Here is a 21201-nt window from a genome sequence, read left to right as displayed (position 1 = left end):
CAGCGGGTTGCCGAAGACGCCGGCCCACTCCAGGACGGCCGCCTGCGGGTCCTCCTCCGGCGCCTTGGCGAGGCGGGCGCGGAACACCGGGTCGGCGCTCTGGGCCACCCGGCGCCGCCGCGCCGCGCACGCCCGCCGCCACTGATCACACCGGCCGCCGCCGGTCGCGTCCGCCGCCACCGGCCGGGTCGGTGCCGTCACTGACCGGGCCGGTGCCGCCACCGACGGCACGCGGAACGGCGGGAGTGCCGCCTCCGGCACTCCCGCACCGTGACGGTGCCAATGCGGACGGTTGGTTCACATGCGCGTTACACGAGAGGAACAACCGGGAAACGGCGGCTTGCAACGCTACGCGGGCACCCACCACCCAGCAATGCGAGGGACACGACGTGGCAATCAAGGCCGAGTACATCTGGATCGACGGCACCAAGCCGACCGCGAAGCTCCGTTCCAAGACTCGCGTCCTGCCCAACGCCGACAAGATCCCGACCTGGGGCTTCGACGGTTCCTCGACCAGCCAGGCCGAGGGCCACGCCTCGGACCGCGTGCTGAACCCGGTGCGGGTGACGCCGGACCCGATCCGCGGCGGCGACCACATCCTGGTCCTCTGCGAGGTCCTGGAGACGGACGGCACCCCGCACGTCTCCAACACCCGCGCCCTGCTGCGTGAGGTCGCCGAGAAGTACGCCGCGCAGGAGTCGATCTTCGGCATCGAGCAGGAGTACACCTTCTTCAAGGGCTCCCGCCCGCTCGGCTTCCCGGAGGGCGGCTTCCCGGCCCCGCAGGGCGGCTACTACTGCGGCGTCGGCGCCGAGGAGGTCTTCGGCCGTGAGATCGTCGAGCTGCACCTGGACCGCTGCATCGACGCCGGCCTGGCCATCTGCGGCATCAACGCCGAGGTCATGCCTGGCCAGTGGGAGTTCCAGATCGGCCCCGTCGACGCGCTGACCGTCTCGGACGACATGTGGATCGCCCGCTACCTGCTCTACCGCACCGCCGAGGAGTTCGGCATCGACGCCACCCTCGACGCCAAGCCGGCTCGGGGTGACTGGAACGGCGCGGGTGCCCACACCAACTTCTCCACCAAGGCGATGCGCGAGGGCTACGACGCCATCATCACCGCCTGCGAGTCGCTCGGCTCCTCGCAGGAGAAGGTGCTGGAGCACGTCAACCAGTACGGCCACGACATCCAGTCCCGCCTGACCGGCAAGCACGAGACCGCCCCGTGGAACGTCTACAGCTACGGCGTCTCCGACCGCGGCGCCTCCGTGCGCATCCCGTGGCAGGTCGAGGTGGACAAGAAGGGCTACATCGAGGACCGTCGCCCGAACGCCAACGTCGACCCGTACGTCGTCACCCGGCTCCTGATCAACACCTGCTGCGAGGCCCTGGAGAAGGCCGGCCAGGTCTGATCCACCGCGCCTCCCGAGCATCCCGCCGGGCCTCCCCTCCATGCGGGGGAGGCCCGGCGGTCGTGTGTCCGGCACCCGGAGATCCGGCCTTCGGTGGTTGAACTCGACTGCCCGGGGCCGCCGTTGCTACCGGTGAGGGCCGGCCGGAACGGCCGCGGGGTGCGTCCCCGCCGGCCGGTCGGATTCCGGGGTCCGTACCGTTCACTCAGGAGCGCGCATGAAGAAGTTCAAGGTGGCCCTCGTGTCCGCCGCCGTCCTCGCGGGCATCGGACTGACCGTGGCCCCCGCCTCGGCAGCCACCAAGCCGGGCAAGCCGATCACGGTGCCGGGCGTGCCGGTGACCCCGGGCGTGCCGGTCAAGCCGGGCAAGCCGATCACGGTGCCGGGTGTGCCCGTGACCCCGGGCGTGCCGATCACCCCGGGCGTGCCCGCGAAGCCGGGCAAGCCCGGCAAGCCGGGGGCGGTCCAGAGTCTCGCCGTCGAGTCGGCCGACTCCGGGAGCGGCCCGATCTCCTCGGGCGTCACGACCTGCGGCGACCAGCTGTTCGGTGGCACGTTCTACTGCGGCGGCCCCTACGGCAGCGGTTCGACCTTCTTCACCTCCCGGGACGGCACCCGGCTGATCCTGGTGGTCGGCACCAACCACGCGGTGTACACGCGGTCGACGATCGCCAACTCCACCAAGCTGACCGCCTGGACGTCCCTCGGCGGCAACATGGCCGGCAAGGTCGAGATCACCGCGCAGACCGTGGGCGGCGCCTTCCGTATCGACGTGCCCGGCGCCGACGGCCGGACCTGGTCCCGGGCCCGGGACACCAACGGCAGCTGGACCGCCTGGACGGCGCGGTAGGCGCCCGGGGCCCGGGGCGGACGGGGCGTCCCGGACGGTCCGGAGCGGTCGCGGACCGGCCCGGGGCCGCTCCGGACCGCCCCGGGGCCGGAGGGCGTCCCGTCGCACCAGGACCGGCGATCTCGCGTGAACTCGCTGGGGTGGAGCCCCCGTTGCTACCGGTGAAGGCCCGCCGGACGGGCCCGGTCCCGACCACTCAGGAGCAGAAGTGAACAAGATCAAGGGGGCCGTCGCGGCCGCCGCCGTCCTCGCCGGCATCGGCCTCACCGCGGCTCCCGCCTCGGCCGCCGTCAGCAGCCCCGCGCACTGCGGCAGCACGATCTTCGGTGGCGACTTTCTGTGCGGCGGTGACTACGGCGTTGGCGGTCAGACGTTCCACACCTTCCGGGACGGCACCCAGCAGGTCTTCGTGGTCGGCACCGACCACGCCATGTGGACGCGCTGGACGATCGGCAACACCAACCAGCTGAGCGCCTGGACCAGGATGGGCGGCAACCTGGTCAGCCGGATCACCATCGTCAGCTCCAGCGTGAACGGTGCCCTCACCCTCACCGCGCGCGGCGCCGACGGCTTCCAGCAGTACATCGACCGGAACTCGGGCGGCGGCTGGAGCGGCTGGTACACCCCGGCGGTGCACGCCGGCTGACCGGTGCTCCGGCGGCCCGGCCGGGGTGAGGTGCCGAGCGGGCCTTGGGCGGGGTGGGCCTTGGGCGGGGCGGGCCTTGGGCGGGTCTTGATCGGGGCGGGGCGGCGGCGGAGAATCGGGCCATGACCACTCCGGGCCGGACCCTCCTCGTGCGCCGACTGCACGTGGACCTGGGGCGGGTGTGGGCGGCCGGCTGTCGCCGTCGGCGGATTCCGTCGACCGACCGCAGACAGCACCGGCCCCAGGAGTGTGTCCGTCCATGGCTCTCACCTTCCACTGGTTCCTCCCCACCAACGGCGACAGCCGGCTGATCGTCGGCGGCGGGCACGGCTCCACGCCCGGCACGGCCGGCTCGGACCGGCCGCCGAGCATCGGCTACCTCGGCCAGATCGCCCGCAGCGCCGAGCAGTTGGGCTTCGAGGGGGCGCTGACACCGACCGGGGCCTGGTGCGAGGACGCCTGGCTGACCACCGCGATGCTCAGCCAGGTGACCGAGCGGCTGAAGTACCTGGTGGCGTTCCGGCCCGGGCAGATCAGCCCCACGCTGGCCGCGCAGATGGCCGCGACCTACCAGCGGCAGTCCGGCGGGCGGCTGCTGCTCAACGTGGTGACCGGCGGGGAGTCCGCCGAACAGCGCGCCTACGGGGACTTCCTGGACAAGGACGCCCGGTACGCGCGGACCGGGGAGTTCCTGGACATCACCCGGCGGCTCTGGGCGGGGGAGACGGTCGACCACCACGGTCCGCACCTCAGGGTCGAGGGGGCGCGGCTCAACCGGCTGCCGGACCCGGTGCCGTCGGTGTACTTCGGCGGCTCCTCCCCGGCCGCCGGCGAGGTCGCCGCCCGGTACGCGGACGTCTACCTGACCTGGGGCGAACCGCCCGCCCAGGTCGGGGAGAAGATCCGCTGGATCCGCGACCTGGCCGCCGCCCTGGGCCGGACCGTCCGGTTCGGCATCCGGCTGCACGTGATCACCCGGGACACCGCCGCGCAGGCCTGGGCGGAGACCGAACGGCTGCTCGCCGCGATGGACCCGCGCCGGGTGCGGGAGACCCAGCGGGCGCTCGCCGAGAGCGAGTCGGAGGGGCAGCGGCGGATGCTCGCGCTGCACGGCGGCTCGGCCCGGCGGCTGGAGGTGCACCCCGGTCTGTGGGCCGGGATCGGGCTGCTGCGCGGCGGCGCCGGGACGGCACTGGTGGGCAGCCACCGGGAGGTCGCGGACCTGATCTGCGAGTACCACGGGCTGGGCATCGACGAGTTCGTGCTGAGCGGGATGCCGCACCTGGAGGAGGCGTACTGGTTCGGCGAGGGCGTGCTGCCGCTGCTCGCGGCCCGCAACCTCTGGGAGCGCCCGTGAGGCCCGAGACCGGAGGCTCGATCGTGACCCGCAATCCGCTGGTCAAGCGCCGTCGGCCGGACCGAGAATTCATGGCATGACCCAGCAGCCCCTGCTCCTCCTCGACGTGGACGGACCGCTCAATCCCTTCGCCGCGCCGAAGCGGAGGCCCGAGGGCTACGCCACCCACCGGCTGCGCCCCGACTGGTGGGTGGCGAAGCAGAAGCACCTGGCGGCGGTCCGGGCCCGGGAGGCGACGCGTGCCAGGCACGCCAAGCCTCCCGCCGTCCGGGTCAAGCCGCTGCGGGTCTGGCTGAACCCGTCGCACGGCGAGGAACTGCTGGCGCTGCCGTACGAACTGGTGTGGGCCACCGGGTGGATGGGCGAGGCGAACACCCACATAGGCCCGCGGGTCGGCCTGCCGGAACTCCCGTACATCCGCTGGTCCGACCTGTTCGGAGGGGACCCGGACGGGCTGCACTGGAAGACCAGGGACGTGGTGGCCTGGGCCGCCGGGCGCCCGTTCGTCTGGGTGGACGACGAGCTCGGCCCGCGGGACGAGGAGTGGATCGCCGCCCACCACCCCGGACCGGCCCTCGCCCTGCACGTCAACCCCCGGATCGGTTTGCTGGCCGACGACTTCGCGACGCTGCGGGAGTGGGCGGCGGCCGCGTGACGGGCGGGGGAGCGGACCGGGGGCGGACGGTCGGCACCGTCGAACGGCTGTGGCGCTACCCGGTGAAGGGGCTGCTCGGCGAGGAGCTGGACCGGGCCGAGGTGACCGGCCGGGGCCTGGCCGGCGACCGCGAACGGGCGCTGCTCGACCTGGCCACCGGCCGGGTGGCCAGCGCCAAGCTGCCCCGGCTGTGGGCCGGGCTGCTCGGGTACACGGCCAGGACCACGGCGGACGGCGGCGTGGCGGTCACCGGCCCGGACGGCCGCGGCGCCGACGAGCGGGAGCTGTCCGCGGCGCTCGGCCGCGAGGTCGCGCTGATCGGTGAGCGCCCGCCCGGCGCGGCCGTCGAGCGGGCCGTGCCGGAGGAGGTGCTGGCCCGCGGTATCGCCGCCGAAACCGCCTTCACCGTCAACGAGTTGGGCCGAGCCGCACCGGACGGCGGCTTCTTCGACTTCGCGCCGCTGCATCTGGTCACCACCTCGACGCTGCGGGCCGTCGGGAGCGAGGCCGAGCGCTACCGGCCCAACCTGGTGGTCCGCACCGAGGGCGAGGGGTACGTCGAGAACGCCTGGGTGGGGCGGGAGTTGACGGTCGGCCCGGGGCTGCGCCTGCGGATCCTCGCGCCGACCCCGCGCTGCGCCGTCCCCACGCTGCGGCACGGGCCGCTGCCCCGGCGCCCCGAGGCGCTGCGCGTCCCGGCCGAGCGGAACCGGCTGGTGCCGCTGGAGGGCATGCCGGCGCTGCCCTGCGTCGGGGTGTACGCCCGGGTGCTGGTGCCCGGCGCGGTCCGGGCCGGGGACCGGCTCGTGCTGGGCTGAGCCCTCACGTCGACGGCGACGGCTGTGGCCGGGAGTTCGGCCGGGGGTTCGGCCGGGGTTCGGCCGGGGGTCCGGCCGGGCGCGCGGCCGGTCCGGGCCTCACGCCGAACCGAGCACCGCCCCGAGGGCGTCGAGGAAGCGGTCCGTGGTCTCCTCGTCCCGGACGGCGATCCGCAGCCACTCCTCGCCCAGCCCCGGAAAGGTGTCCCCGCGCCGGACGGCGAAGCCGTGCTCGCGCAGCCGCCGCCGGACCGCCGCCGCCTCCGGCAGCCGGACCAGGACGAAGGAGGCGGCCGGTTCGCCGTACAGCCGCACCGAGTCGAAGGCGGCCAGGCCCTTCACCAAGTGCTCGCGCCAGAGCGCGAGTTCGGCCGCCGCCCGCTCCGCCTCGGCGAGCGCCGCGGCGCCGCTGCAGGCCTCGGCGGCCACCAGCGCCGGGGTGGAGACCGGCCAGAGCGGCTGGGCGGCGCCGAGCTCGGCGATCAGCGGTGCGGGGCCGAGCGCGTAGCCGATCCGCAGTCCGGCCAGGCCCCAGGTCTTGGTGAGGCTGCGCAGCACGACGACCCGGCCGGGCAGGTCCCGGACGGAGGCGAGCGACTCCCGCTCCCCGGGGACGGTGTCCATGAACGCCTCGTCCACCACCAGGGTGCGCCCCGGCCGGGCCAGTGCGGCGACGGCCTCGGCGGGGTGCAGCACCGAGGTCGGGTTGGTCGGGTTGCCGAGGACGACCAGGTCCGCCTCCTCGGGGACGCCGCCCAGCCGGAACCCGTCCCCGGGGGAGAGCAGCACCCGGTGCACCCGGTGCCCGGCGTCCCGCAGGGCGGCCTCCGGCTCGGTGAACTGGGGGTGCACGACGACGATGTGACGTGGCGTCAGCACGCGCGCCAGCAGGACGAAGGCCTCCGCCGCCCCCGAGGTGAGCAGCACCTCCCCGACCGGCCGGGCGTGCCGGGCGGCCACCGCGGCGCGTGCCGCGCCCTGGTCGGGGTAGGCGGCGAGGTCGCCGAGGGTGGCCGCGAGGCGCTCGCGCAGCCAGGTCGGGGGAGTACCGGTGCGGACGTTGACGGCGAGGTCGACCAGGCCGAGCCCGTCGGCGCGCACCTCGGCGTCGCCGTGGTGGCGCAGGTCGGGTTCGGGGGCGGTCACGCGGGGCTCCTCGCTGGGTGGTGCGGGTGAATCGGGTGGTGCGGCCGGGTCGCGATGTGCGGCCGGGTCGGGGTGGTGCGGGCGGGTCGGGGTGGTGCGGGCGGCTCGGACGCTCAGGGCGGGCCGGGTGGTGCGGTGGGCGCCGCCGTCCTGGCGATCGCGACCGTCGCCCGGGCCGACTTCCGTTTGGCGACCACCAGCCGGCCGTCCGGCGCGCTCGCCAGTGCCGCCGCCTCGGCCACGCTCGCGGTGCCGACGGCCGCGCCGACCGCGGCGGAGGGGTTCGGCACCGGCACGTCCGCGAGCGCCTCGGGCGGGTGCTCGTCCACCGGCACCCCGGGGAGGTGGTCGGCCGCCCAGCGCACCGCCGGGTGGTCGGCCTTGCCCGCCACGGTGGCCAGCCGGGCCACCTCGGAGGGGGCCAGCCCGGCCTCCCGGAGGGTGTCCGTCAGCAGCCGCAGCACCTCGGCGCGCCCGGCGCCGGTGCTCGCGCCGATCCCGACCACCAGGGTGCGGGGGGCGGCGGCGATCGGTCCGCTCACGTGCCGCACCCTTTCGTCCCAAGCTCCGGTGATCCCACCACGCCCGGACGGAACGGGTCAATCGCGGCGGGTGTGACGTCCGACGCCGGCCCGCCGGGCCCGCCGGTCCGGTCCGGGGCCAGGCCTGCCGGGCCGGTCCGCCGGGGCGCGGTAGCTGTTCGCCTGTTCTTCACTTGAGTTGTGCGGTACACGACACCGCTGCGCTCCTACTGTTCTCGGCGCTCCCGCCAGGAAGCCCCGACCTCCGGAGGACCTCATGGCCTTCGCACGACTGCGCACCCCTCGCCGCACCCCCCTCCGCCCCCCGAGCCCCCGCCGCCCCCTGCGCCCGGTGCGCCCGCTCACCGCGCTGGCCGCCGGCCTCGGCCTGGTCGCCGGTTCGCTCGGCCTCTGGGCCGCCGGCGGCAGCGCGGCCGCCGACACGGCCGACGCCGCCGGGCTGCCCTCGCCCGACCACGTGGTCGTCGTCGTGCTGGAGAACCACGCCTACTCCCAGGTGATCGGCAGCTCCAAGGCCCCGTACATCAACGGCACCCTGGTGGCCGGCGGCGCGACGCTGACCCAGTCCTACGCGCTCACCCACCCCAGCCAGCCCAACTACTACATGCTGTTCTCCGGCAGCTCCCAGGGCATCGTGGACGACGGCTGCGTGGACGTCGGAGCCCTGCAGGAGCCCAACCTCGCGTCCGAGCTGATCGGCGCCGGCCGGACCTGGGCCAGCTACAACGAGGGCCTGCCCGGCCAGGGCGCCACCGACTGCAGCAGCGGGAACTACGCCCAGAAGCACAACCCGTGGTTCGGCTTCGGCAACGTGCCCACCGCCGGCGCGTACGGCATGGACGCCTTCCCGAGCGACTACACCACCCTGCCGACGGTCTCCTTCGTCGTCCCGGACCTCTGCGACGACATGCACGACTGCTCCGTCGGCACCGGAGACTCCTGGCTCCGGGCCAACCTCGACGGGTACGCGCAGTGGGCGAAGAGCCACAACAGCCTGCTCCTGCTCACCTTCGACGAGGACAACAAGCTGTCCGGCAACCGCATCCCGACCCTGGTCTACGGCGCCCACGTCGCGCCCGGCAGCAGCACCGCCACCACCTACAACCACTACGACGTGCTGCACACCCTGGAGGACCTGGCCGGGGTCAACGCCCACGCGGGCAACTCCGCGGGCGCCGCCGACATCACCGGCATCTGGAACTGACGCCCGTGTACGTCGCGGACTCCCGCAGTTCGAAGGCCCCCGCCGCACCGGGGAGCGCGCCCGGCCCGTCCGACGCCCCGGCCGCCGACGCGCAGGCCCCCGCCGCACCGGCCACCGGCCCGGTGCGGCGGGGCGCCGCCCTGCGCGCCGTGCCCGGGGCGGTCGTCGCCCTCGGCACCGTCAGCCTGGTCACCGACATCTCCTCCGAGATGGTCACCGCCGTCCTCCCGCTCTACCTGCTCACCGGCCTCGGCCTCTCCCCGCTCGGCTTCGGCCTGCTCGACGGCATCCAGAACGGCTTCAGCGCCCTCGTCCGGCTGGTCGGCGGCCACCTCTCCGACCGCCGCGGCCGCGACGGCGCCGCCCGGCACAAGGCCGTCGCGGCCGTCGGGTACGGGCTGTCCGCGCTGTGCCGGCCGCTGCTGCTGCTCGTCCACACCGTGCCCCTGATCGGCGCCGTGATCGCCGTCGACCGCACCGGCAAGGGCCTGCGCACCGCGCCCCGGGACGCGATGATCTCGCTCGCCACCGAGCCCGCCCACCGCGGCCGGGCGTTCGGGGTGCACCGGGCGATGGACACGACCGGCGCCCTGCTCGGCCCGCTCACCGCCTTCCTGGTGCTGCGGCTGGCCGGCGGCCCGCTGCTCGCCGACGGCGGCGAACGGCACGGCTACGACGCGGTGTTCACGGTCAGCTCGTGCGTCGCGGCGCTCGGTGTGCTGATCCTGCTGCTGTTCGTGCCGAACCGGCAGAAGGGTGACGACTTGTCGACACCCTCGCCCTCGCTGCGGGCCGGTCTCACCCTGCTGCGGCTGCCGGAACTGCGCCGGCTGACGCTCTGCGCCGTCCTGCTCGGCCTCACCACCGTCAGCGACTCCTTCCTCTACCTGCTCGTCCAGCGCCGACTGGACCTCCCCGTCGGCCTCTTCCCGCTGCTGCCGCTGGGCACCGCGGCGGCCTTCCTGCTGCTCGCCGTCCCGCTCGGCGCGCTCGCCGACCGGATCGGCCGCCACCGGCTCTTCCTCGCCGGGCACGTGGTGCTGCTGCTCGCGTACGGGCTGCTGCTCTCACCGCTGCGCGGGCTGCCGGCGGTGCTCTGCGTGCTGGTGCTGCACGGCACCTTCTACGCCGCCACCGACGGGGTGCTCGCCGCCGCGGCCGCGGACGCCGTACCCGCCGACCAGCGCGGCGCCGGGCTCGCCCTGGTCGGCACCGGGCAGGCGCTCGCCCGGTTCGCCTGCTCGCTGCTGTTCGGCGCGCTGTGGGGCGCGGTCGGCGGGCCGACGGCGCTGGGCTGGTCGGCGGGCGCGCTGGCGCTGTGCGTGCTCGGCGCGGCGGCGGTGCTGCGCCCGGCGGTGCTGCGCCCGGCGGGGCCCGTGGGTCCGGACCCGTCCGGAGCCGTCGCCGGGAAGGGCCCGGGGAAGGGCCCGGGGGAGAACCCAGAGAAGAACCCCGAGGAGACCCGATGAACCTGCAGAACCGGACCAGGGTGATCATCCTGCTGGTCGCCGTCGTGCTGCTCGGCGCGGTCGGCACCGGGGCCGTCCTGCACGCCTCCGGCCGCACCGCCCGCCGGGACCAGGCCCAGCCCGGCGGGCCGTCCGTCGAGTCCGGTCCGGTGTCACTACAGGTGAGGAGCGGCGGACGACAGCTGTTGTTCCGCAACATGGCCTGGGGCCCGCACCGGGACGAGATCACCACCGTCCCGGCCGACCGCCCCGACGGCCCGCGCACCGCCTCCGGCGTCCAGTGCCTGCGCTTCCACGCCGCCGCGGGCACCGGCATCTGCCTCCAGGCCCAGCACGGGGCGCTGGAGGACACCTACCGCGCCGTCGTCCTGGACGACCACCTGCGCGAGCTCCACTCGTTCCCGGCGGCCGGCATCCCCACCCGCTCCCGGGTCTCCCCGTCCGGGCACCTGGCCGCCTGGACGGTCTTCGTCAGCGGCGACTCCTACGCGGGCAGCGACTTCTCCACCCGCACGTCCATCGTGGACGTCCGGGACTGGAACCTGCAGGACAACCTGGAGGACTTCGCCGTCGTCCTGGACGGCCATCCGTACCAGGCGCACGACGTCAACATCTGGGGCGTCACCTTCGCCGACGACAACACCTTCTACGCCACCCTCGCCAGCGCCGGGCAGACCCACCTCGTCCGCGGCGACCTCGCCGCCCGCACCCTCACCGCCCTGCACGACAACGTCGAGTGCCCCTCCCTCTCCCCGGACGGCACCCGCGTCGCGTACAAGAAGCGCGTCCCCGGCCTGCCCGCCGACGCCCCCTGGCGGCTGTACGTGCTCGACCTCGCCACCATGACCGAGACCGCCACCGCCGAGCAGCGCAACATCGACGACCAGGCGCTCTGGTCCGCGGAAGGCGCCCTGGTCTACGCCCTGCCCGGCGACTACGGTGCAGATCTGTGGACCGTCCCGGCGGACGGTTCGGGCAGCGCGCAGCCCGTGACGAAGGCCGCGGTCGCCCCCGCCTACCTGGGCTGAGGAACTCTCGGCTAGCGTCCCACGTCGAGCAGAGTGTGACGCCCTGGTCAGGTGTCCGGAACGAATGTCCTGATCAGACGTCCTGATCGAGCGTCCTGATCGAACGGGGGAGCGAGACAACCGTGGACGGCATCCCACCCGAGCGCATGGTGACCGACTCCTGGCCCGCCCTGCACGGACGCCCGGTCCTGCGACGCACCGTCGCCGTCGGACTGGTCCTCTTCGTGTCCGTCGTCGCCGCCCTCGTGGTGCGCGGCGTCAACGCGCTCACCGCCGGCGGCACCGGCCGCGAGACCGACCGCGACCGCGCCGAACGCCTGGCGGGCTTCCACCCCTCCCAGCACCCCGGCCTCGGCCGGTTCTACGTGCCGGTCGGGGCCGTCTACACCCACACCTCCGACGGCGGCGCCGTCGCCTACCTGCACTACCGCCTCGGCGGCGGCCGGGCCCCCGGCCTCGGCGACTTCCTCAGCGCCTACGACCTCCCCTCGCCCGGCCCGGCCGCCCCGCTCCCGGCCGACCTGCACGCCGCCCTCGGCGGCGACGAGCCGGCCATGGCCCCGGTGCTCCCGAGCTCCCCACTGCCGCCCGCCACCGCCGCGCCCACGGAGAGCCCGTCCCCGTCCCCGTCCCCGGAGTCCGACACCACCGACACCCCGGAGCAGGACTCCGACGAGGCCCCCGCCGACGCCGAGGACCCGGAAGGCACCGAGGACCCGGCTCCCGCCGTCGCCCCGGCCGCCGACCCCACCCCCGAACCCGCCACCCCGACCTGGACCCCCACCCCCAGCCCCACCGACCTCCCCGCCCCCACCGCCCGCCGCATCTACGTCGCCACCATCCCCGGCGGCCTCCCCGGCGCCGCCGACATCTACATCCGCGCCACCGGCTGACCCCCGGTCGGGAGTGTCAGGCCACGTCCCGATCGATGGTGAAGGCCATGACGCTGCCGGGCTGCAGCGGGAACGGGAGCTGGATCAACCCGGCGGTGTTGTTGAACGGCGCGGGGAAGGTGGCACGGACGCTCGCACCGTGGGAGGCGCCGAGCGCGCTGATCTCGGAGGCGTTCACGCTCAGGCGGGTCGGCCTGAGCGCCGGATCGATGGTGAGGCGGTACTCGGCATCGGTGACATGGCGGAACACCTGGGCCTGGATCCGGATCCGTCGGTCGTTGCCCACGAACTTGCGTGCCGTGACGCTCAGCTCCACCAGATGGCCCGCGGTGGTCTGGGCCTCGCGCGGGACCGAGAAGTGTTCGATCCTCGCGCGCCCGCCGGCGACGTCCTCATGCGTCGCGGAAGCGCGGTCCAGTTCCCGGTTGTCGACCCGGACCGCGCCGACCGTGAAGACTGCCGGGTCGTCGGGATCCAGGTTGTCGTCGATCATCCACCGGAGCAGGCACTCGGGCCCGGTGAAGCCGTCCAGGCCGGCGTCGTCATTGGAGGCGAGGCAGGCGATCGTCACCGTTGCGGGTAAGGCCTCGATCCGGTAGGAGATCCGGAAGCTCTGGTAGAGGTAGTCGGGATGGGCGTCACCGCCCGGCGCGGGCGAGAGCAGGCAGTCGTAGCGGTAGGCGGAGAGAGCGCCGGCGAACAGCGGGTCGCGCACCGGGCCGAGGACGTCCTGCATGCCGCGCAGCACGGCGCTGTCCACCTGCTCCGTGGTCTCCCGCACGGTGAGGGATCCGATGGCCAGTGTGACGGCCGCCGCCGACACGAAGGCGCCGCCGATGAGGCTGAGGACGGTGGCGAGGACCTGCTGATGGGTCATCAGTGCCGCGGTCACCACGCACACCAGTCCCACCATCAGTGCGAGGGTGTTGACCAGCGCGAGGATCTTGCGCAGTTGTCGTTCACGAGACACGGCCACGCGTCACCCCCGTGGGCGGCGTCAGAGCGCCGACCCCTCTGCGATGATCCTGACGATTCGCTCGGAGACCTCCCCGATCTCCTGTGCCGTACGAACGTTATCCGCCTGCCCCTCGGTCAGGAAGACCATGGCGATGCGGTTCGCGGGGTGCAGGACGATGCCCGCGTCGTTCACGATGCCGCGCAGGCTCCCGGTCTTGTGCCGGACCGGGACGTCGTCGTCCAGACGGGACGGAATCCGGTCGTTCCGCAGGTAGTTGACCAGGTAGCGTCGGACCGGATCGAGGTGGGGCGTCCGGTCGATGTACTCGACCAGTTGCAGCATGTCCTCGGCGGTGGTGGTGTTGGCCCGGCCGAGCGGACCGAGTTCCCGCTCGGAGAACCCGGCCGGGAAGGCCGTGCCGTGCAGTCCGACGGCCTTGATGGTGGCGTCGATCCGCTCCTGGCCCAGGACGGTGCGTACGTGTTCGGCGGCCGGATTGTCGCTGGTCACGAGGGCGAAGCCGCACAACTCCCGGACGCTGACGGTCGAGTCGGGGTCGAGGGCCTGAAGCACGCTCGGATACATCGTGCCCGGGAGAGCCCCGATCCGGACCCGCTCATCGAGGTCGAGTTCGCCGCGTTCCGCCGAGTCGAAGAGGGCGACCCCGAGAATCATCTTGGCCAGGCTTGCCGACGGAAGCTGCAGGTCCGCCCGGTGGGCGACGGTAATCCGGGGGTGGTCGAGCGTCTTGACCAGGACGCTGCGCACGCCTGAGTCGGCGGCTGTCGCGAACCCCTCGATCTGTGCGGCGATCGCGGAGCGCAGTCCGTCGGAACCGGCCATCGGGCAATCCCCTTCCTTCCGACCTGGTTGGGTCGGGCCAACCGCTCCCTACCCGGATGTGGGCGCCGTACGCTCCGGTCCGGAGATCGGGCGGGCGGAGTGGCGGGGAGCGATCGAACGCCTGCGGGCGGAGGCCGGTAGGCGTTCGAGGGGGCGGCTGGGGGTCAGTGGGCGTGGGCGGGTTGGGGGGTGGTGGCCTCGGGAGCGGGAGCGGGAGCGGGAGCGGGGGTGGGGGTGCGGCGGGTGGGGGATTGGCCGGCGAGCATGGCGGCGAGGGCGAGGAGGAGGCCGAGGAACTGCCAGGGGGTGAGGGTCTGGCCGAGGACGATGAGGCCGCCGAGGGTGGCGACGACCGGGTTGATCAGGCCCAGGAAGGAGGCCGGGCCGGCGCCGAGGCGTTCGATGCCGCGGAACCAGAGGAAGTAGCCGAGCGCGGTGCCGACGAGGCCGAGGTAGGCGAAGCCGGCCAGGTTGGCGGCGGTCAGGGCGGGCGGTGCGCCCTCGACCAGGGCGGCGAGCGGAACGAGGAAGACCGAGCCGGCCAGGAGCTGCCAGGCGGTGAGGTCGAGCAGGGTGGCGCCCTCGGGCCGGCCCCAGCGGCGGGTGAGGACGGTGCCCAGGGCCATCAGCGAGACCCCGGCGACCATCGAGACGACTCCGAGGCCGTCCAGCCGGGCGCCGCTCTTGAGCACCAGCAGGGCCACGCCGCCGACCCCGACCAGTCCGGCGGTCACCGCCCGCCGTCCGGGCCGCACCCGCAGCACGCCGATCGAGAACCCGGCGACGAGCAGTGGCTGGATCGCCCCGATGGTGGCGGCGACGCCGCCCGGCAGGCGGTAGGCGCCGACGAACATCAGCGGGAAGAACAGTCCGATGTTGAGCATCCCGAGCACGGCCGCGCGCCCCCACCAGCGCCCCTTGGGAAGTCGACGGCCGATCAGCAGCAGGAGCAGTCCGGCCGGGAGCGCGCGGAGCGCGGCGAGAAGGAGGGGGCGGCCCTCGGGCAGCAGCTGGGTGGTGACGAGGTAGGTGGTGCCCCAGGCGGCCGGGGCGAGTGCGGCGGTGACGGCGATCCCCGCGCGCTTGCGGTCGATGACGGCCATGACGTCCCCCTGAACGTTGATTATCTGAACGTTGAGATACTTTCTACGCTCGGGATCGATGAACGTCAAGTATGTGAATGTTGAGATATCTTGGACGGGTCGAGGGCCCGCGCGGACGACGGGCGGGCGAGCGACGAGCAACTGACGAGCGACGGACGGACGGCTCCGGGAGGGCGGCGGACATGCGGCAACGCGACACCGTGGACGACATCGTCGAGCAGTGGGCCAGGGCCCGCCCCGACCTGGACGCCGGGCCGATGGCCCTGATCGGCCGGCTGCGGCGGCTCAACGTCAGGGTCGACAACGCCCTGCGCGAGTACTTCACCGCCTGCGGCCTGGACTCCTCCGAGTTCGACGTGCTGGCCACCCTGCGCCGCTCCGGCGAGCCGTACGAGCTCAACGCCCGCGCGCTGCTCAAGTCGGCGATGGTCACCTCCGGGGCCATCACCAACCGGGTCGACCGGCTGTCCGCCAAGGGGCTGGTCGAGCGCAACCCCTGCCCGACCGACCGCCGGGCCGTCCTCGTCCGCCTCACCCCGGCCGGCAAGGAGCTGATCGACGAGATCCTGGCCGGTCACGTCCGCAACGAGGAGCGCATCCTCGCGCCCCTCGACGCGGACGAGCTCGCCCGGCTCGACGGACTGCTGCGCAAGCTCCTCATCGCCCACGGGGACACCGAGCCGCTGCTCTGATCCCGGGCCGGGCGCGGGGCGGCGCCGGCCGGGCGGCGTGTCCGGCGGCGTCCCGGCCGCGTTATCCCTGCGGAAGCCCACCGGAGGAGAGGCCGCCCCGATGAAAGAGAAGACCCCCAGGGACATCGCCGTCGACGACCAACTGCGGGCCGCCGGAGCGGAGGGTGCCCAGTGGCTCACCGCCTCCGGATGGGGGCCGCCGGTCAAGGTGCCGCTGCGGCAGGCGGCGCCGTGGCAGCAGGAGACCCGGGCCCGGATGCTGGCGTCGCAGGCGGACGAGTCCTGCACCTGGTGCGACCACCTGCTGTACGGCGGGCCGCAGCCCGTCGTCGTGCACGCGGAACACCCGACCCACCTGATCTGCCGCGCCTGCTCGATCGCCGCCCGCCCGCGCCGGGTCTGCCTGGACTGCGGGGAGCCGGCCTCCTCCGCCTCCCCGGCCGACGGGCGCGAGGACGTCTTCATGGGGGCGGTGGCGATCTACACCCGGCTGCGCTGCGCCGCCTGCCACCGGGGTGATCCGCTCAACGGCACCTTCGGTGGGGGTGGTTGACCCGGCCGGCCACCAGCCAACCGGCCAACCCGTCAACCAACCGGCCAACCGGCCAACCCGCCAACCGGCCGGTCGGCGCCGTTCGGCGGCCGGCTCCTCAAGCCGGGCCGCGGAGGGCCGGGGGCTGCCAGTCGTACGTCGGGGCCGAGCGGCTCAGCAGGGTGCGGGCGGGGAGGAGCCCGGCGAGGGTGAGGGCGGTGGTGCGCAGGAAGGTGGCGGCGGGGGAGCGGAGGGCGACGAGCCCGCCGATGCGGCGCGAGGCGGCGACGACGGCGGTGGTGCGGGGGAGCCGGGCGGCGGTGTAGGCGGGCAGGGCGGCGGCCGGGTCGGCGCCGGGGGCGAGCAGGGAGGCGAGGACGACGGCGTCCTCGATGGCCTGGCAGGCGCCCTGGCCCTGGAAGGGGCACATCGCGTGGGCGGCGTCGCCGAGGAGGGCGACCCGGCCGTGGTGGTGGGCGGGCAGGGGGTCGGCGAGGTCCCAGACGTCGTGGCGCAGGACGCGCCCGGGTTCGGCGAGGGCGAACAGCTGCGGTACGGGGGCGCACCAGTCGCCGTAGCGGCGCAGGAGTTCGGCCCGCTCGTCCCCGTCCGGTGCCCGTTCCCCGGCCGGGGCGAGGGCGGCGCCGTAGACGTAGACCCGGTCGTCGGCGAGCGGGACGATGCCGGCGAGCCGCCCGCGGCCCCACACCTCGCCGACGGCGGCCGGGCGGCGGTCGGGGGTGACGACGGCGCGCCAGGTGGTGAAGCCGCTGTAGCGGGGGCCGGGGTGGTGGGGGAAGAGCAGGCTGCGGGTCGCCGAGCGGAGGCCGTCGGCGGCGACGACCAGGCCGGCCTCCTGCTCCCCGTCGGCGGTGCGGACGACAGCGGGTTCGGTGGCGCCGCCGGGGGTGACGAGGGCGGCGGGCGATCCGGTGCGGACGGTGCCCTCCGGGAGTGCGTCGACCAGGGCGGTGATGACGTCGGCGCGGGCGACGGCGGCGATGGTGTCGCCGAAGCAGGACTCGAACACCGAGGTGCTGGTGCGGGCGAGCCACCGACCGGAGGGGTGGCGCAGGCCGATGGCGGGGTGCGGTGCGGCGAGGGCGCGCAGGCGTCCGCCGACGCCGAGCCGGTCGAGGGAGCGCAGGGCGTTGGGGGCCAGGGCGAGTCCGGCGCCGACGGGTTCGAGGGAGTCGGCGCGCTCGTGGACGCGGACCGGGACGCCCTGCCGGTGCAGGGCGAGGGCGGCGGTGAGCCCGCCGATGCCGCCGCCGATGACGATCGCACGCTGCCTGTCCTGTGGGCTGCCCATGGGAGGGCTCCTCTCCGTTCACTACATCCGTAGTGCTCATCCGTCAGCACCGTACTACAGATGTAGTTCGCGCACACTACTGCTGTAGTGAATTGGGAACGCCCGAGGAGAACGGCCATGATCGGACCCATGACGACGCCCCCGCGCCCGACCCTGATCGCCGATGCCGCCATCGCCCTGATCGCCGAGCGCGGCCTGCGGGGGCTGACCCACCGGGCCGTCGACGAGGAGGCTGGCCTGCCCGCCGGATCGACCTCCAACCTCGCCCGCACCAGAGCCGCGCTGCTCGAACTCGCGCTCACCCGCATCGTCGAGCGGGAGACCGAGGACTACCCGGTCCTCGCCGAGGACCCGCCCGCCGCGCGCTCTTCCGCCGCGCGCTCTTCCGCCGCGCGCTCTTCCACCGCGCGCTCTTCCACCGCGCTCTCTCCCGCCACGCTCCCGCCCGTCGCCGCCCCGCCCGCCCCCGCCGCCGCGCGCGACCTCCTCGTCCGGGTCGGCGCCGACGTGCTGTACCAGGCGCTCACCAGCGGCCGCCGGCTCACCCTGGCCCGTCTGGAACTCGCCCTGGAGGCCACCCGGCGGCCCGAACTGCGCGTCGTCTACGACCGTCTGGGCGGGCGCTTCGCGGACATCGCCGCCGAACTGCTCGGGCGGTCCGGCTCGGCCGACCCGGCGGCCGACGCCCGCCGCCTGATCCGCTGGTGCGACGGGGTCCTGTTCAACGCGACGGCGGGCAGCGGACACTGGCACATCCCGGCGCCGGAGGAACTGCGCGACGAGGTGGCGCGCTACCTCTCCGCGCTGCTTGACCGGGAGTAGTCCGCGGGCGGCGCTACTCCGGGGCGCCCGCCCGCGGGCGGGACGAGTCGACCGCGGCCACCCGCGCGGCCACCGTCCGGGCGCAGTCCGCCGCGGACGCCCGCGTGGAGTCCACCACCAGGTCGTACGCGACCCCCCGGTGCACCGCCTCCGCCTGCGCGGCGGCCATCCCGGCCACCCGGTCGCCGCGCGCGGCCTCCCGCTCCTCCGCCGCCGCCGGATCGCAGCGCACCCCGACCCAGAGCACGTCCAGGCCCTCCAGCGCCGCCCGCCACCGGGCCTGCGAGGCGGCGCCGCCGAGGAACACCTCGTCCACCACGACCCGGGCTCCGGCCCGGGCCATCGCCGCCACCCCGAGCGTCCAGGCGGCGTCCAGCGCGGCGAAGACCGGGCCGACCTCGACCGTCCCGTCCCCGCCCTCGAGCCCGCCGATCCCCTCGCCGCCGGAACGCAGCGACGGCGGCAGCGCCTCGACCATGGTGTCCGTGCCGAGGTGCAGCCAGGGCTCCGGCAGCAGTTCCTGCAGGCATCGGGCGATGCTCGACTTGCCCGAGCTGGAGCCGCCGTTGAGGACGATCACATGCATGCGGGCACCCTAGACCCGCCCGCCTCGGGGTGTCGCGGCGTTATCCCCGCCCGCCGCCCGGCGTGGCGGCGGAGCCCGCCGCGAAGGCGGCCGCCGCGCCGGTGAAGGAGGAGGCCAGTGCCGGCGCGCCCGCCCAGTGCAGGTGCAGGTAGGACGCGTGCACGTTGCCGGCGGCGAAGCCCTCGGTGCGGGGGCCGGTGGGCAGGCGCCAGCCCCAGGCGGGGAGTTCGCCCGCGCCGGGCTCGCAGACCGTGCGGTGGAACTCGTGGCCGCGCAGCCTGGTGCCGGCCGGGGCGAGCGGGGAGTCGTGCAGCGCGACCGCCTCCCGGTAGCCCAGGGTGAGCCGTTCGGTCATCCGGGCGTCGGTGGCCAGCACGCCGCACATCGGCAGGCCGTCCAACTCCCGCCCCAGGTAGAGCAGTCCGGCGCACTCGGCGGCGATCGGCCCGCCGGCGGCGGCGAACGAGGCGATGGCGGCGCGCAGTGCGGCGTTGCCGCTCAGCTCGCGCACGTAGAGCTCGGGGAACCCGCCGCCGATCACCAGACCGGCCGTCCCCTCGGGCAGCGCGTCGGCGTGCAGCGGGTCGAAGGGGACGACCTCCGCGCCCGCCGCGCCCAGCAGTTCGGCGTTCTCGGCGTACGAGAAGGAGAAGGCCGCGCCACCCGCGACCGCGATCCTCGGCCGGCCGGCCACCGGTGCGACCTCGTCCGCCGGGTTCCACGGTTCGGCGTCCAGTGCGGGCGCGGTCCGGGCGAGTTCGAGCAGGGCGTCGAGGTCGACCGAGGAGGCGACCAGTTCGCCCATGTCGGCGACCGCCTTGAGGGCCTCCGCCGAGCGCTCCACCGCCGGGATCAGCCCGAGGTGGCGGGACGGCGTGGCGACGGCCGCCGAGCGGCGCAGCGCGCCCAGCACCGGCACGCCGGAGCCCTCCTCCAGGGCCTCGCGCAGGAGTTGCTCGTGCCGGTCGGAGGCGACCCGGTTGAGGATCACCCCGGCGAGTCGCACCTCCGGGTCCCAGGAGGCGAAGCCGTGCACCAGCGCGGCCACCGAGCGGGACTGCGAGGAGCCGTCCACCACCAGTACCACCGGTGCCCGCAGCAGCTTGGCCACGTGTGCGGTGGAGGCCAGTTCGCCGCGCCCGGAGGCCCCGTCGAACAGGCCCATGACGCCCTCGACCACCGCGACGTCCGCCCCCGCCGCGCCGTGCAGGAACAGCGGCGCGATCCGCTCCGGCCCGCACAGGAAGGCGTCCAGGTTGCGGCCCGGGCGGCCGGCGGCGAGCGCGTGGTAGCCCGGGTCGATGTAGTCGGGGCCGACCTTGTGCGGGGACACCGCCAGCCCGCGCGCGGCGAGCGCCGCGATCAGGCCGGTGGCGACGGTGGTCTTGCCGGCGCCCGAGGAGGGCGCGGCGACGACCAGGCGGGGGACGGTGCGCGGGGGCGTACTGCCCGGGGGGACGGTGCTCAACGGTCTACCACTCGATCTACCACTCGATGCCGCGCTGGCCCTTGCGGCCGGCGTCCATGGGGTGCTTGACCTTGGTCATCTCGGTGACCAGGTCGGCGAATCCGGTCAGCACCTCGGGTGCGTACCGGCCGGTGATGACGACGTGCTGACTGCCCGGGCGGTCCTTGAGCACGGCCACCACCTCGTCCGGGTCGATCCACCCCCAGTGCATCGGGTAGGTGAACTCGTCCAGCACGTAGAAGCGGTAGGTCTCGGCCGCGAGGTCCCGCTTGACCTGCTCCCAGCCCTCCTTGGCCGCCTCCTCGCTGGACATCTCCTGCTCGGCGGAGCGCTGGATCCAGGACCAGCCGGAGCCCATCTTGTGCCAGTCGACGGTGCCGCCCTCGCCGGAGGCGCCGAGTACGCGCAGGGCGTTCTCCTCGCCGACCTTCCACTTGGCGGACTTCACGAACTGGAACACCCCGACCGACCAGCCCTGGTTCCAGGCCCGCAGCGCCATGCCGAACGCGGCCGTGGACTTGCCCTTGCCGGGCCCGGTGTGCACGGCGGTGATCGGCTGCGTGCGGCGCTGACGGGTCGTCAGGCCGTCGTCGGGGACGCTCTCGGGGACACCCTTGGGCATGTCGGCTCAGGCCGCCTTTCGCATCGTGGTGGTCGCGCGGTGCGCGGAACGGTTCTCGCGGACGAGCGAGGCCACGCCCTCGGCGCGCAGCTCGTCCAGGCTGACGGCGGTGCCGCCGAGCCGCCCGGCGAGGGTGCGGGCGAGGCCCAGGCGGACCGGGCCGGACTCGCAGTCCAGCACCACGCTCGCGGTGCCCTGCGCCGCGAACAGCCCGGCCGCGCGGTGCGACTGCGCGAGCGCGTC

At 74.6% G+C, this 21201-nt stretch carries 22 protein-coding genes and 1 pseudogene; 13 read left to right on the top strand and 10 right to left on the bottom strand.

The genetic code is table 11. From position 1 onward, the window contains the following. The first annotated feature begins 389 nt into the window (after positions 1-389). The 6 genes from glnII (at position 390) to AB0E96_RS21775 (ending at position 5738) form a co-directional block, all read left to right on the top strand. Positions 390-1412 (top strand): glutamine synthetase, encoded by a 1023-nt coding sequence (glnII, locus tag AB0E96_RS21800; RefSeq protein ID WP_359826115.1) that lies wholly within the window; start codon positions 390-392, stop codon positions 1410-1412. Between the two features lie 217 nt (positions 1413-1629). After that, the gene (locus AB0E96_RS21795) at positions 1630-2262 is read left to right on the top strand and encodes a hypothetical protein (RefSeq protein ID WP_359826112.1); all 633 of its coding nucleotides are present in this window, start codon (positions 1630-1632) and stop codon (positions 2260-2262) included. Positions 2263-2470: 208 nt separating this feature from the next. Further along, the gene (locus AB0E96_RS21790; RefSeq protein ID WP_359826110.1) at positions 2471-2908 is read left to right on the top strand and encodes a hypothetical protein; all 438 of its coding nucleotides are present in this window, start codon (positions 2471-2473) and stop codon (positions 2906-2908) included. Positions 2909-3167: 259 nt separating this feature from the next. Continuing rightward, positions 3168-4265 (top strand): LLM class flavin-dependent oxidoreductase, encoded by a 1098-nt coding sequence (locus AB0E96_RS21785; RefSeq protein ID WP_359826108.1) that lies wholly within the window; start codon positions 3168-3170, stop codon positions 4263-4265. 76 nt (positions 4266-4341) lie between these two features. Then, positions 4342-4920, top strand: a complete 579-nt coding sequence (locus AB0E96_RS21780; RefSeq protein ID WP_359826105.1) for a hypothetical protein — start codon at positions 4342-4344, stop codon at positions 4918-4920. Further along, positions 4902-5738 (top strand): MOSC N-terminal beta barrel domain-containing protein, encoded by an 837-nt coding sequence (locus AB0E96_RS21775; protein WP_359826103.1) that lies wholly within the window; start codon positions 4902-4904, stop codon positions 5736-5738. Before AB0E96_RS21780 ends, AB0E96_RS21775 begins: the two co-directional genes overlap by 19 nt. A 99-nt stretch (positions 5739-5837) precedes the next feature. On the opposite strand, the gene cobC is transcribed toward AB0E96_RS21775, so the two are convergent. Then, positions 5838-6884: an Rv2231c family pyridoxal phosphate-dependent protein CobC gene (gene cobC, locus AB0E96_RS21770; protein ID WP_359826101.1), complete on the bottom strand. Its 1047-nt coding sequence runs from the start codon at positions 6882-6884 to the stop codon at positions 5838-5840. Between the two features lie 113 nt (positions 6885-6997). Continuing rightward, on the bottom strand, positions 6998-7426 hold the full coding sequence (locus tag AB0E96_RS21765) for a cobalamin biosynthesis protein (RefSeq protein WP_359826098.1): 429 nt from the start codon (positions 7424-7426) through the stop codon (positions 6998-7000). A gap of 256 nt (positions 7427-7682) precedes the next feature. On the opposite strand from AB0E96_RS21765, the gene AB0E96_RS21760 reads away from it, so the two are divergent. From AB0E96_RS21760 to AB0E96_RS21745, 4 genes are all read left to right on the top strand, one after another. Beyond that, positions 7683-8630, top strand: a complete 948-nt coding sequence (locus tag AB0E96_RS21760) for an alkaline phosphatase family protein (protein WP_359826095.1) — start codon at positions 7683-7685, stop codon at positions 8628-8630. A gap of 122 nt (positions 8631-8752) precedes the next feature. Beyond that, on the top strand, positions 8753-10099 hold the full coding sequence (locus tag AB0E96_RS21755) for an MFS transporter (RefSeq protein ID WP_359826121.1): 1347 nt from the start codon (positions 8753-8755) through the stop codon (positions 10097-10099). Between the two features lie 2 nt (positions 10100-10101). After that, the gene (locus tag AB0E96_RS21750) at positions 10102-11127 is read left to right on the top strand and encodes a TolB-like translocation protein (protein WP_359826119.1); all 1026 of its coding nucleotides are present in this window, start codon (positions 10102-10104) and stop codon (positions 11125-11127) included. Positions 11128-11249: 122 nt separating this feature from the next. Then, positions 11250-12020, top strand: a complete 771-nt coding sequence (locus tag AB0E96_RS21745) for a hypothetical protein (RefSeq protein ID WP_359826093.1) — start codon at positions 11250-11252, stop codon at positions 12018-12020. Positions 12021-12036: 16 nt separating this feature from the next. On the opposite strand, the gene AB0E96_RS21740 is transcribed toward AB0E96_RS21745, so the two are convergent. The 3 genes from AB0E96_RS21740 to AB0E96_RS21730 form a co-directional block, all read right to left on the bottom strand. Continuing rightward, positions 12037-12990 (bottom strand): hypothetical protein, encoded by a 954-nt coding sequence (locus AB0E96_RS21740; protein WP_359826091.1) that lies wholly within the window; start codon positions 12988-12990, stop codon positions 12037-12039. 27 nt (positions 12991-13017) lie between these two features. After that, positions 13018-13821 (bottom strand): serine hydrolase, encoded by an 804-nt coding sequence (locus AB0E96_RS21735; RefSeq protein ID WP_359826088.1) that lies wholly within the window; start codon positions 13819-13821, stop codon positions 13018-13020. 164 nt (positions 13822-13985) lie between these two features. Beyond that, entirely contained in the window at positions 13986-14924 is a 939-nt protein-coding gene (locus AB0E96_RS21730) for an EamA family transporter (protein WP_359826086.1), read from the bottom strand. Positions 14925-15106: 182 nt separating this feature from the next. On the opposite strand from AB0E96_RS21730, the gene AB0E96_RS21725 reads away from it, so the two are divergent. Continuing rightward, positions 15107-15616, top strand: a complete 510-nt coding sequence (locus tag AB0E96_RS21725) for a MarR family transcriptional regulator (protein WP_359826084.1) — start codon at positions 15107-15109, stop codon at positions 15614-15616. A 100-nt stretch (positions 15617-15716) separates the two neighbouring features. Continuing rightward, positions 15717-16169, top strand: a complete 453-nt coding sequence (locus AB0E96_RS21720) for a hypothetical protein (protein WP_359826081.1) — start codon at positions 15717-15719, stop codon at positions 16167-16169. Between the two features lie 97 nt (positions 16170-16266). Here the strand turns inward: AB0E96_RS21720 and AB0E96_RS21715 are convergent, their stop codons facing one another. Continuing rightward, a complete protein-coding gene (locus AB0E96_RS21715; protein ID WP_359826079.1) occupies positions 16267-17460 on the bottom strand; it encodes an FAD-dependent monooxygenase in 1194 nt (397 codons plus the stop codon). 129 nt (positions 17461-17589) lie between these two features. Here AB0E96_RS21715 and AB0E96_RS21710 point away from each other — a divergent pair, with 129 nt between their 5' ends. Continuing rightward, the gene (locus AB0E96_RS21710; RefSeq protein WP_359826078.1) at positions 17590-18282 is read left to right on the top strand and encodes a TetR/AcrR family transcriptional regulator; all 693 of its coding nucleotides are present in this window, start codon (positions 17590-17592) and stop codon (positions 18280-18282) included. A 13-nt stretch (positions 18283-18295) separates the two neighbouring features. On the opposite strand, the gene cpt is transcribed toward AB0E96_RS21710, so the two are convergent. The 4 genes and pseudogenes from cpt to AB0E96_RS21690 form a co-directional block, all read right to left on the bottom strand. After that, the gene (gene cpt, locus AB0E96_RS21705) at positions 18296-18862 is read right to left on the bottom strand and encodes a chloramphenicol phosphotransferase CPT (protein ID WP_359826117.1); all 567 of its coding nucleotides are present in this window, start codon (positions 18860-18862) and stop codon (positions 18296-18298) included. A 46-nt stretch (positions 18863-18908) separates the two neighbouring features. Continuing rightward, positions 18909-20336, bottom strand: a complete 1428-nt coding sequence (locus AB0E96_RS21700; RefSeq protein ID WP_359826076.1) for a cobyrinate a,c-diamide synthase — start codon at positions 20334-20336, stop codon at positions 18909-18911. Between the two features lie 16 nt (positions 20337-20352). Beyond that, positions 20353-20958, bottom strand: a complete 606-nt coding sequence (gene cobO, locus AB0E96_RS21695) for a cob(I)yrinic acid a,c-diamide adenosyltransferase (protein WP_359826074.1) — start codon at positions 20956-20958, stop codon at positions 20353-20355. A gap of 6 nt (positions 20959-20964) precedes the next feature. Further along, positions 20965-21201, bottom strand: a pseudogene (locus AB0E96_RS21690) (magnesium chelatase); the annotation flags it as partial.

The sequence above is a fragment of the Kitasatospora sp. NPDC036755 genome, assembly GCF_040636595.1.
Lineage (GTDB): Bacteria > Actinomycetota > Actinomycetes > Streptomycetales > Streptomycetaceae > Kitasatospora.
This window is presented reverse-complemented; position numbering and strand designations above follow the sequence as displayed.

Coding starts and splice junctions, on each gene's coding strand:
- AB0E96_RS21795 (WP_359826112.1), top strand. CDS start 1,630: ATGAAGAAGTTCAAGGTGGCCCTCGTGTCCGCCGCCGTCCTCGCGGGC.
- AB0E96_RS21785 (WP_359826108.1), top strand. CDS start 3,168: ATGGCTCTCACCTTCCACTGGTTCCTCCCCACCAACGGCGACAGCCGG.
- AB0E96_RS21780 (WP_359826105.1), top strand. CDS start 4,342: ATGACCCAGCAGCCCCTGCTCCTCCTCGACGTGGACGGACCGCTCAAT.
- AB0E96_RS21760 (WP_359826095.1), top strand. CDS start 7,683: ATGGCCTTCGCACGACTGCGCACCCCTCGCCGCACCCCCCTCCGCCCC.
- AB0E96_RS21735 (WP_359826088.1), bottom strand. CDS start 13,821: ATGGCCGGTTCCGACGGACTGCGCTCCGCGATCGCCGCACAGATCGAG.
- AB0E96_RS21730 (WP_359826086.1), bottom strand. CDS start 14,924: ATGGCCGTCATCGACCGCAAGCGCGCGGGGATCGCCGTCACCGCCGCA.
- AB0E96_RS21725 (WP_359826084.1), top strand. CDS start 15,107: ATGCGGCAACGCGACACCGTGGACGACATCGTCGAGCAGTGGGCCAGG.
- AB0E96_RS21720 (WP_359826081.1), top strand. CDS start 15,717: ATGAAAGAGAAGACCCCCAGGGACATCGCCGTCGACGACCAACTGCGG.
- AB0E96_RS21715 (WP_359826079.1), bottom strand. CDS start 17,460: ATGGGCAGCCCACAGGACAGGCAGCGTGCGATCGTCATCGGCGGCGGC.
- AB0E96_RS21710 (WP_359826078.1), top strand. CDS start 17,590: ATGACGACGCCCCCGCGCCCGACCCTGATCGCCGATGCCGCCATCGCC.
- cobO (WP_359826074.1), bottom strand. CDS start 20,958: ATGCCCAAGGGTGTCCCCGAGAGCGTCCCCGACGACGGCCTGACGACC.